General features: G+C 49.0%; 8 protein-coding genes. 6 read left to right on the forward strand and 2 right to left on the reverse strand.

What is annotated here, in order from left to right; genetic code table 11:
• The first annotated feature begins 53 nt into the window (after nucleotides 1-53).
• From G535_RS13565 to fabA, 6 genes are all read left to right on the forward strand, one after another.
• Nucleotides 54-1,121 carry an efflux RND transporter periplasmic adaptor subunit gene (locus tag G535_RS13565; protein ID WP_034728100.1) on the forward strand — a complete coding sequence of 356 codons (1,068 nt, stop codon included), beginning with the start codon at nucleotides 54-56 and terminating at the stop codon, nucleotides 1,119-1,121.
• Nucleotides 1,118-4,204, forward strand: a complete 3,087-nt coding sequence (locus G535_RS0111470) for an efflux RND transporter permease subunit (protein ID WP_026862191.1) — start codon at nucleotides 1,118-1,120, stop codon at nucleotides 4,202-4,204. The genes G535_RS13565 and G535_RS0111470 overlap by 4 nt, the downstream gene beginning before the upstream one ends.
• A gap of 114 nt (nucleotides 4,205-4,318) precedes the next feature.
• Entirely contained in the window at nucleotides 4,319-4,771 is a 453-nt protein-coding gene (locus tag G535_RS0111475; RefSeq protein WP_026862192.1) for a GyrI-like domain-containing protein, read from the forward strand.
• Nucleotides 4,772-5,299: 528 nt separating this feature from the next.
• The gene (locus G535_RS13570; protein ID WP_051207184.1) at nucleotides 5,300-6,157 is read left to right on the forward strand and encodes a TraB/GumN family protein; all 858 of its coding nucleotides are present in this window, start codon (nucleotides 5,300-5,302) and stop codon (nucleotides 6,155-6,157) included.
• Between the two features lie 15 nt (nucleotides 6,158-6,172).
• The gene (locus tag G535_RS13575; RefSeq protein WP_051207186.1) at nucleotides 6,173-8,089 is read left to right on the forward strand and encodes an AAA family ATPase; all 1,917 of its coding nucleotides are present in this window, start codon (nucleotides 6,173-6,175) and stop codon (nucleotides 8,087-8,089) included.
• A gap of 107 nt (nucleotides 8,090-8,196) precedes the next feature.
• On the forward strand, nucleotides 8,197-8,709 hold the full coding sequence (fabA, locus tag G535_RS0111490; protein ID WP_026862193.1) for a 3-hydroxyacyl-[acyl-carrier-protein] dehydratase FabA: 513 nt from the start codon (nucleotides 8,197-8,199) through the stop codon (nucleotides 8,707-8,709).
• Between the two features lie 89 nt (nucleotides 8,710-8,798).
• Here fabA and rmf read toward each other — a convergent pair whose 3' ends face one another.
• Nucleotides 8,799-8,972, reverse strand: a complete 174-nt coding sequence (gene rmf, locus G535_RS0111495) for a ribosome modulation factor (RefSeq protein ID WP_026862194.1) — start codon at nucleotides 8,970-8,972, stop codon at nucleotides 8,799-8,801.
• Between the two features lie 190 nt (nucleotides 8,973-9,162).
• Nucleotides 9,163-10,932, reverse strand: a complete 1,770-nt coding sequence (locus G535_RS0111500; RefSeq protein ID WP_026862195.1) for a DUF3466 family protein — start codon at nucleotides 10,930-10,932, stop codon at nucleotides 9,163-9,165.

Here is a 10,932-nt window from a genome sequence, read left to right on the forward strand (position 1 = left end):
ACAACGACACTGTCCAGTATTCGCTGGTCGTGCATCAACAAGGATTTTATTGAATGAAGTTTTCTGTCAAGTTCGCTGCGGTGGCACTTAGTGTTGCTATCGGCGCGACCAGTTTGAGTCTGCCGGTACATGCACAACAGTGGGGGAATCGCGAGCAAGCGACCTTAGTCGTCACACAACCCTTGGGGTTTGAGCGTAAACAACAGCAAGTTGAAGCAGTTGCCTACGCTGAAGCACTAAAATCAGTAAACCTTTATCCTGCCGTGGGCGATAAAGTGACCGAGGTCTTTTTTAGTCCAGGTGATCATGTTGATGCCGGCGCGCTACTGGTACAGCTGGACGATCGCCGCCAACAAACGGCGTTGCAGCGAGCCAAATTACAATTACAAGATGCCGAGCGCACGGTTAAGCGTCTCGAACAAAGTAGGGCGCAAGGCGCGATCCCGCAAAGTCAGCTGGATGAAGCTGTGATTGCCCGAGACTTGTTGAAAGTGACGGTCGCCGAGGCACAAACTGAAGTCGATGATCGACAAATCATCGCGCCATTTGCGGGCGTGGTAGGAATTACTGATGTCGAAGAAGGCGACCGTATTACCCCACAAACCATAGTTACCACTCTGGATCAACGCGAACAGCTTTACCTTGATTTCAATGCCCCTGAACAAGCGGCAGAAATGCTGCAACAAGGCGCGCGTTTAAATGCCTACTCGTGGTTACGTTCGGAACAACGTATTGAAGCTGAAGTCGCTGAAGTTGGCTCACGCGTTGACCCCCAAGGTAGAACCTTAAGGATCCGCGCGTTGATCGACAACCAAGACGATCGCTACCGGCCGGGCATGAGCTTTCGCGTCGCGCTAACACAATCAGGAGATAGCTATCCGGTCATTCCCGAAGCTGCGTTGATGTGGGGGCCTGAAGGTGCTTACGTTTGGGTGGTGAAAGAGGATAAAGCACAGCGCATTGATGTCAGTATTATGCAGCGTCTACCCGGCCGTCTATTGGTTGACGGTGCTTTACAACTTGGCGATGAACTGATCATTGAAGGCGTGCAAACATTACGCCTTGGACAAACGGTTGAGCGCCTCAATGAAGCAACAGTGCAGGGAGCGGAACAACCATGAAGTGGGCGCCGCAACTCAACGATTTACCCTCACTCTCGATCCGACGACCGATCCTGATTGTCGTTCTTAATTTACTGATCATCATTGCTGGCTTTGCCGCCATTCAAGGTGTTGAAGTCCGCGAACTGCCCGATGTTGATCGTCCCATTGTGTCCGTAACCGCAAGTTATCCAGGAGCAGCACCTGAAACCGTAGATACCGAAGTGACTAGTCAGCTTGAAGGTGCTGCAGCGCGGGTCAGTGGGGTGAAGTCGATTCGAGCATCGAGTGAAGAAGGTAGCTCGCGGATTGTGATTGAGTTTTTACCGGGTGTTGATCTTGATAATGCTGCGAATGAAACCCGAGAATCGGTCAGTCGGGTGCAGCGGCGCTTACCTGAACAAGTTGAAAACGTTGCGGTGATTAAAGCCGATAATGACGCCGAGTCGGTGGTATCGCTGGCAATTTCAAGTGAGACCCTTGATTTGCCTGCATTAACTGAACGGGTCGAAACTGATTTGGCGCCAAACTTTTTAAATATTCCGGGGGTCGCCGATGTGCGCCTTACCGGCGATCGTCGCCGGGTGATGCGGGTTGTCATTGAACCGCTGCGTTTATCGAGTTATCAACTGACCGTGTCGGAAGTAGCTGCCGCGCTAAGGCAAGCCCCTTTTGATGTACCTGCGGGTAGCTTAAAGTCGACCGATCAACAATTGATTGTTCGCGCTGATGCCAGCTCAGTGACCACTAAAGATGTCGAAGATATCATTATTCGAGGTACCACGCGCGTCGGTGATGTCGCGACCGTTTACTTTGGTCCGGCTGACGCGGGCAGTATTACACGCCTTGATGGTCAGCAAGTTCTTGGTCTCGGCGTTATCCGTCAAGCCCGTTCAAATACCATAGAGATTTCTGACGAAGTTTTACGATTGGTGGAACGGATTAAGAAGCAGTATCCTGAGCTGACCATTCGTATTACTAGTGATGACGCCGAGTTCATTCGTAGCTCCGTCGAAGAAGTCATTACCTCGTTAGCATTAACCATTGCCTTGGTTGTCGCCACGCTTTGGCTATTTATTGGGTCAGGGCGAGCTACAATCATTCCAGCAGCATCCATTCCCGTCGCCTTGATCGGTGCGATCGCAGTGATTTGGTTGATGGGCTTCTCTATCAATATTTTAACCCTGTTGGCGTTGGTGCTTGCGACCGGCTTGATTGTTGATGATGCCATTGTTGTCTCAGAGAATATTCAACGTCGCCGTAGTCTCGGCTATGGCGCGCGCGCCGCAGCAGTGATCGGCACCCGTGAAGTGTTCTTTGCCGTGGTGGCGACCACCGCTGTCCTTGTCGCTGTGTTTGTACCTATTGCCTTCTTACCTTCAACGGCGGGGCGCTTGTTCCGCGAGTTTGGTGGCGTGCTTGCTGCGGCAGTGATTATTTCTTCGTTTGTGGCTTTGTCGTTGGTACCGGCGTTAACAGCGCGCTTACCGCTAAAAGCGCCAAAAGAAAATGCCTTATCGCGCATTGGTCAGCGTTTCAGCAATGGCTACAAACGTTCGTTGCACTGGGTCTTGAATCACGCGTTGGTAGTTTTCATCGCCTGTACAGCGGTTGCCGGCAGTGCGGTGTATTTCTACAGCAACGTTGATAATGAGCTCATGCCTTCAGAAGATCGCGGCTTAATTCGTATTTTTGCCCGTGGACCTGACGGTGTTGGCCTCAACTTTATGGATCGTCAAGCCCAACGAATGGAAGAAATTCTTCTACCTTATGTGAATGGCGGGGCGGTCGAGAGTATTAATACCCGTGTCGGTCAGTGGGACCCTAACCTAGTTTTTATTACCGTTCGACTGTCCGATTGGGAAGCGCGTGATCGCTCGCAACAAGAAATCATCGATGAAATACGCGGGCCGTTGTCACGTATCCCTGGCGCACCAGCGCGCGCCTTTGGTTCGAATAGTTTGAACTTGCGTGGTCAAGGTGGCGGTTTGGAAGTTGCGCTCACCGGTGACGAGTATCGCGATATCTATGATGCGGCGCAAAAATTCAGTGCTGCGTTGCAAGAAGCCATGCCAGAGGTGGGCTATCCACGCATCGGTTACCAGCCCACGCAGCCACAACTGCGAGTGAACATTGATCGGCGCCGGGCGTCCGATCTTGGGGTGTCACTGAGTGATATCTCGACCACGTTAAGGGTGGCGATTAATGGCGACGACTTGGTGGATTTGAACATTGGTGACCAAGCGGTACCTATTATGTTGCAGGCCAATCGCAGTCTTATCACCTCACCCATGGATTTAACCAATCTCTATGTTGGCACTGATGATGGTGGCTTGGTACCGCTATCAAGTGTAGCGACCATTAGCGAAGAGGGGGTTGCTGCAGATCTTGGCCGTCGTGCGCAACGTCGGGCGATTACCATCGATATGCAAATGCCGACCAGCATTCCGATTGAACAAGCGGTTGAGCAACTACGCACCATCGCCAATGACACGCTTCCGGAGTCGATCGGCATGGTGTTGCTTGGTGAAGCTGAAGCATATGAAGAGACCGAACGCGAAGTCATGTTAACCTACGCTTTGGCGTTCTTAATTGTGTTACTCGTTTTAGCGGCGCAATTTGAAAGTGTGAACAGCGCAGTAGTGGTGATGGCGACAGTACCCTTTGGCATCGCTGCAGCCTTCTTCGCCTTGTTCATTACGGGGACTTCAATCAACATATTCTCGCAAATTGGGTTGGTAATGCTCATAGGTTTGATTGCTAAAAACTCAATCTTACTTGTTGAATTTGCAGACCAACTCCGCGACAAGGGCCAGTCTGTAAGGGATGCGGTTGAGCACGCTGCAATTATCCGTCTGCGTCCAATCATGATGACCTTGGTTTCGACACTGTTAGGCGCCTTGCCATTAATCCTTTCTGTTGGCGCTGGTGCAGAAGCCCGAAATGCCATTGGCTGGGTTGTCTTTGGCGGTCTTGCGTTTGCCGTTGTCTTCACTTTATACCTAACGCCGGTCATCTATCTAGCCTTGGCGCGTTTCACTAAACCTCGCGCTGATGAAACCCAGCGTCTTGAGCGTGAAATGGAGCAAGCCGAAGCACAGTAAAAGCTTATGTGCCAAGGGGAAAATCGGTTATCATCAGGTAATCCTTTTGCCCCTTGGCGTTTCCTTCCTCTAAGATGCTGAAAGTAGGGGCTTTAACTACACAGCGAGCACCTAATGATTCTAACGACCCTGCCGACGATTCCTGTTCAAGGACAATCCATTCGCACCACAAATGCTGCAGAATTTGAGCCTAGCACCGCTAAAATTGGCACGCTTTGGCAGCAATTTTCCACTGAACTGGCAACCAAACTAACTGAAAGTTCGAATGTTTATGGCTTGTATACCAACTATGCTTCAGATCACAATGGCGCTTTTGATGTTGTCGCGTGCGCAAGTCCACTGAACCCAAAGGTAACGCCAGCGCTTGAGTCATTTGAAATACCAGCCGGTCATTACCTTAAATTCTCGGCTAGTGGGACAATGCCTGATGCTGTGATCCGACTTTGGGGCGAGGTATGGGATTACTTCAATAATGTCGACTGTCCACATCAACGTAGCTACATGACAGATGTTGAACATTATCTAAGTGAAAACGACGTGGCAATTTATATCGCGGTAACCACGTAAAAAGAAATCCAACCTAAGCAGCGTAAACTTCATCGACAGCCACCCAAGGTTGTCGATGATCACTGGCCAAACATCTCACTCAAAATTCACGTCACGTTGGCATCCCATAAGTAAAGCACCCATCTAAATTGTAACTTTTTGCGCATGACGCTTGGCAAAGTGTCGCCTAGTTGAAAATCGTACGCTACGTGAAAAAACATTCATTCGCAGGGGGATTACCCACATAATTTCACGTAGAAGCGCCTAATTATGTGAACACCCACTTAGGCAACTACCACTTATACATATCATATTTAACATAATATATATTATGCGCAATTATAAAATAGGTGAAAATAAGGATGATCGCGGCATCGCTGTTCTTCCCTCGACGATCGACGTTACGTTGGGATTATCGTTGGTTTGGATGTGGCATTTTGTCCATGTCATGAACGCTATCGCCGTTAGAACTTGGTAGCATTTTTGCAACATCAGCGATACGCTAAGCGCATTCGCAAAATGTGTTTTTAAACTTAAGGAATGCTAAAAATGTTGAAACAACTCTCTGCAGCAGCACTCGCTGTATCACTTGGTCTTGGCACTGCAAATGCTTCAATGCTCTACAAAGTATCGGGTAACGGTATGGAAGAACCTTCGTACTTGTTCGGTACCATTCATATTATCTGTCAGTCAGACTTTAAAGTTGACGACGCTACCACTGCAGCGTTCAACGAAGCGGATCGTATTGTGCTTGAGCTCGACATGGATGACCCTGCGGTAATGCAAAGCATGCAATCTAAGGTGCTCAGCCCTGGCGGCGAAAAGATCTCAAGCTATCTTGATGACGACCAGCAAACGTTGTTGGATAACTTCTTAACCAGTAATATTGGTGCGAATTTACAAGCGGTCGATAATTTACGCCCTTTCATCATCTCTACTATGGTGATGTCGAGCCAAATGGGTTGTGCGCAACAGGTTTCCTACGAAGGTTATTTCGTACAGCAAGCCATGGCACAAGAAAAGCAACTGGATGGTCTCGAGACAGTCGATTTCCAAATGGGTGTGTTCGAGCAGATCCCTCATGACGAGCAAGTTAGTTGGCTGATTGAGTCACTGGAGCAACCTGAGCAAGCTAAAAAAGACTTAAAGCGCATGCTTGACGCCTATTTGGCTGCGGATGTTGAGGGGCTGTATAACCTATTCTCTGAATACGAAGCTTACAGCGAGTATAAAGCCTTGATGCTCGACAATCGCAACTATGATTGGCAACAAAAGCTTGACCAGCAATTGCAAGCGCCAGGCAGTGAATTTATCGCAGTTGGTGCAGGTCACTTAGGCGGGAAAGCTGGTATGATCAACCTATTGAAAGAAAGTGGCTACACTGTTGAAGCTGTTGCCCAAAATTAAATAAGAAGGAACTCTATGCGCGTTACCGCTGAACATCTACAACCACCAATCGAAGCATGGGCGCAACAGCGCCCTGCTCAACCCCACGCGGACCCTTTGGTGGGTCAACAACGTGCGCTCGCGGCGATTGAGCAAACCATGCGTATTGGTGGTCGTTATGCCCATGGCTATATGGTTACCACGCCGGGCTTACGTGTGGTCGATGTTTTGCGAGCGTTGCAAGAGCGTCATCAATGGGTTCACTTTGAGCGCTTTGACTGGCTTTATCTGGCCAATCCAGACTCAGCCAGTGAGCCGCTATGTGTCAATGTCCCGGCCGGTAGCGCTCGTGATGCGTTACGTGACTTGATGGAGCTATTTGAAGCACCTGCTGAGCAACGCGCGGCACGGGCCGAGGAAATGCGCGAGCACTTCCCGAGTGAGCGCTTTGCTCGTTACCTTGCTAAGGTGCAAGACAAGACCTTCGATGATTTACCTGGCACTGAACTGGCGACAGTGATTGTCGAGTCTGACCAGCAAACCAATGATTTTGTCTTGTGCGATCGGGTCACCGATGCCAGCTTGTTTGGGAGTATCCGTTTACAATCGGTCGCTGGTACCATCAGCTCTGAACTGCACTTGATTCAACCCGGTGCACTGTTAAAAGCGAACGGTGGTGTGTTGGCCATTGATGCGGAAGAATTGTTGAGTCAGCCGGGCTTATGGCGCAAATTGAAGTATGTCTTACGTACCAGTTTGTTTCATTGGCCACAACCCGGTGAAACGGCCAATATCGCCGCGTATTATCAACCGGAGCCGGTACCCATTCATTTAAAAGTACTGTTGCTCGGTGATCGTGGTATTTATGGCCAATTGCGTGAGCTTGATCGTGACTTCGATAATCTCTTCCCTTATTTGGCAGACTTTTCGGCACATTACCCGCTCAGTCATGAGCCATTAGCGCCCTACTTTAATTATCTTGCTTATGTTGAGCGTGAGGCTGCAACACTGCCTGTTGCAGCAAGTGCGATTGCACTGATTTTAAAAGAGTCGTCACGCTTGAGTGATTATCAGACGGAATTATCCCTCGATACCATTGCGTTAATGCAGTTGTTGCGCGAAGCCGGTGCTGCGGCGCAGGCAAAAGGATTGCAGGAAATCGACCATGACGCAGTTGCACAAGTTTTGCAGCAACGTCAGCAGCGCGACGGCTACATCTCTGAACTCAGTCGCCGCCAGGTACTTGAGGGGCAAGTTTATATTGCAACTGAAGGTGATGTTATTGGTCAAGTGAATGGTCTTACGGTGGTCACTATTGGCGGCAGCGAGTTTGGTGAACCGACGCGTATTACTGCGACCGTGCATTACGGCGATGGCGATATTATCGATATTGATCGCAAATCTGAACTCAGTGGTAGCATCCATACCAAGGGGGTGATGATTTTGTCGGCCTACATCGCCAATGTGTTTGCTCGCAATGACGAAATGCGTCTTTCAGCGACCATTGTCTTTGAGCAGTCCTACTTTGAAGTGGATGGCGATAGTGCTTCTCTTGCCGAACTCTGTTGCTTGCTGTCAGCGCTTGCCGAAGCGCCCGCTGCACAAGGGTTGGCCATCACTGGTGCGGTAGACCAATTTGGTCGGGTACAAGCGATTGGGGCGGTTAATGAAAAAATTGAAGGTCACTTCCATTTGTGCCAAGCACGTGGTTTGAATGGCCAGCAAGGTGTCATTATTCCTGCTGCAAACGCCAACCAGCTGAATTTGGGGCAAGATGTAATGCAAGCCGTTGCTGAGGGTAAGTACCATGTACATGCCATCGATGATGTTGCTGAAGCTCTGGCATTATTAACCGGTGAGAATCAACAACAGCTGTACGCTCGAATTGAAAAGCGTTTGGCTGAATTACAACACTGTGAACCTGAACTACCTTGGTACCGTCGCATCTGGTAAAGCTGACTTGTCGGACTTGTTTAGCGTACAAGTGTTCGCTAAGCTAACGGCGCTTAAAAACGCGATCTGCGTATTGCATGATCACGCACTTAACGGACAAGGTATTTATGACCCAATCAAGCTTTACTCGCGAAGACCTTTTGGCATGTTCAGAAGGCGAAATGTTTGGCCCTGGTAATAGCCAGCTCCCTGCCCCTAATATGTTAATGATGGATCGTATTGTCACCATCAGCGACGAAGGCGGTGAATACGGCAAAGGCTACATTCACGCAGAGCTCGATATCAATCCAGATTTATGGTTTTTCGGCTGTCACTTTAAAGGCGATCCGGTAATGCCTGGTTGCCTCGGTTTGGATGCGATGTGGCAATTAACTGGCTTCTTCTTAGCATGGCTTGGCGGCCCTGGCCGTGGTCGTGCACTAGGTGTGGGTGAAGTGAAATTCACCGGTCAGATTTTACCAACCGCGAAAAAAGTCACCTACCATATTGATATGAAGCGCGTCATTAAACGCAAATTATTTATGGGCATGGCAGACGGTCGTGTTGAAGTGGATGGTCGCACCATCTATACCGCGAAAGATTTGAAAGTTGGACTCTTCACGGACACGTCAACCTTCTAAATGCCAGGTTTCGACAAAAGATCCGATTGAAAAATAAAAGCCCGTGCATGACACGGGCTTTTTTAATCTTCTTGGTTGTGTTGGACAGATTAACGATATAATCCTACACTTCGCGCTTCTTGCGCGTCGCGCCAACCGCCTAACCACTGGGAACGAATTTCCTGATTTTGATACGGACATAGTTCTTTTGAACGACCTGATACACCTGCTTTAAAACCTTGTGCGTGTGCCCGTTCTAGGCGATCGCGTTTCTGTCTTTTCATCATTCACATCCTCGTCCAGTTATACAGTTCCTAAACTTGGTAAGAGCGAAATATTTCACTCTTGTAATAATAGATAACAGTTCTAACGAGGAGTTCAATAGATAAAAAAAACGCTTTTCCAGTTTCGTCGTTAACTCACTGAAAAAGCGTTAGATTTTAAGAGGTTCTTTACTTAGAACAAGTTCTTCGACTAAACCTTAAAGCGGCGACGAAGTGTAATAAGCCCACCAATCAGGAACATACCGAGCATACCGACAATACCGGTCGACGCACCTTGGCGTTCAACGCGAGTTTCTTCTTCAGAACAGTTCGAGATTTCACCACCGGTAGGATCAAGTACGATCATTTGCCCTACTTGTTCGGTGTAGACGGTACCATCGGTGTCAGTGCGCTCAATCGGCTGCACGTTTGTCGCAACAATTTCACTGTTATTGTTGATACCGTCAGCGGTAGCAATGAATACCCCAGCTTCACAGCCGACAGCGTCATTTAGATTAATGAAGTTGGCGTCAGTCTCAGCGCTGGCATAGAAGAAGCCAACACGACGGCGTTGATTCGATAGCGTTGGTTCAATTTCTGCGGTACCGACAATTTCACCGGCATTGTTGATGGCCGTTGGGATCGTACTTGAGCCGACAAAGAAACCAGGTAATTCATTAAAGGTATCGGTATCGATGTCGTACATGAAGCCAACGTAACGCTGCACCCCTTGAATACGTTTGATCAAGAAACCAACCACTTGGTTATTGTCATTGATGTCGGTCGCAGAGCCCCAGTAGTACTCATTGCTATCGGTAATAGCACGAGTTTCACCGTCAATAAATACCACTGGCATTTTGATACGGCGGCTTGGGGCTGGCTCGCCTTCGTAGTAGGTCCAGCTTTGGCCTACCGCGATGCCATTGTTGTTCACCGCATAGGCGTAGGTTGAGAAATCAGCACTGTCTTCTTGATCTTCAACTTGGCTACGCTCCATCAGTGGCTCGTACTGCTGTGAAGAAATTACGTTACCACTGCCATCTAATTGCCACACGATAGCCCGCATGTCGTAAATGGATTGGTTAGTACCAATGGTCAAACGACTGTAGTAATCCTGCAAGTTGGTTGCCACAGCGTTGGACAAGTTGTGCCAGCGTTGCCACATACAAATATTTACTGGGCGCGTTGCTGTGCCTTCGTCCACTGATGTCTGACAGCTCTCCGCAAACTCAACAGCTTGAGGGCTTAGTCCAGTACTGACATAACCTACCGCGACGTTATGGTCGTTGATATCCATCATCACGGATTCACCACCTAAATAAGACTGCTCTGGCGCTTCATAGGTACGGGTGGTTACCCCGTCAGTCCAAATGGCTTGACGTGTAAAGTCACGCTCACTAAAGGTTGTGGTAAGTTCTTTCTCGTCCTCGCCCTCACCTACGGTGTAGGTGTATTCGATAAAGCGATATGGCGCGGTACCCCAGCCGACGCGAACGTCGTTGTTGTTTAAGCCATAGTAGAAATGATCCGTTGACCCAGTTTGTTGTGGCAAGGTCGCATTCGGGTCTTCAAAAAAGGCCTCAAAGTCGACCTGTTGGCCGTTGTAAAAGCCAGCATAGTAGTAGCTCAAACGAGGGTTACTGGTTTGCGTGGCGCGGGCGTCTCGCAAGTTATTGACTAAGGTCTTGTACTGACCGTCGCTTAGCTCGTATGTGGTGAGATCTAAGTCTTCATCTTCTGGGTCAATACCAATCCCGTACAACGTAGCATCTGAGAGTTGTGTGAGATCGATTTGCAAATCTAACGGGAACTGCCCTAAGGCGATGCTGTGGCGGTTATCGTTCAAGGCTGCGGGATACAAATGTAAAACGCTATCTGGTGTTTCAACTTTTTGAAAAGAGTAAGCATCTGCTTGTGCAGTGTTGCTGAGCATGGCTGAAGCAATCGCAACCCCCAGCACCCCTAAATTAAAATGTTTCAT

Origin of the sequence: Pseudidiomarina sediminum DSM 21906 (genome assembly GCF_000423165.1) — a bacterium.
GTDB classification, from domain to species: Bacteria; Pseudomonadota; Gammaproteobacteria; order Enterobacterales; family Alteromonadaceae; genus Pseudidiomarina; species Pseudidiomarina sediminum.

What these genes read in the sequence shown, in the direction of transcription:
- G535_RS13565 (WP_034728100.1), top strand. Translation starts at nt 54, where the DNA reads ATGAAGTTTTCTGTCAAGTTCGCTGCGGTGGCACTTAGTGTTGCTATC.
- G535_RS0111470 (WP_026862191.1), top strand. Translation starts at nt 1,118, where the DNA reads ATGAAGTGGGCGCCGCAACTCAACGATTTACCCTCACTCTCGATCCGA.
- G535_RS0111475 (WP_026862192.1), top strand. Translation starts at nt 4,319, where the DNA reads ATGATTCTAACGACCCTGCCGACGATTCCTGTTCAAGGACAATCCATT.
- G535_RS13570 (WP_051207184.1), top strand. Translation starts at nt 5,300, where the DNA reads ATGTTGAAACAACTCTCTGCAGCAGCACTCGCTGTATCACTTGGTCTT.
- G535_RS13575 (WP_051207186.1), top strand. Translation starts at nt 6,173, where the DNA reads ATGCGCGTTACCGCTGAACATCTACAACCACCAATCGAAGCATGGGCG.
- fabA (WP_026862193.1), top strand. Translation starts at nt 8,197, where the DNA reads ATGACCCAATCAAGCTTTACTCGCGAAGACCTTTTGGCATGTTCAGAA.
- rmf (WP_026862194.1), bottom strand. Translation starts at nt 8,972, where the DNA reads ATGAAAAGACAGAAACGCGATCGCCTAGAACGGGCACACGCACAAGGT.
- G535_RS0111500 (WP_026862195.1), bottom strand. Translation starts at nt 10,932, where the DNA reads ATGAAACATTTTAATTTAGGGGTGCTGGGGGTTGCGATTGCTTCAGCC.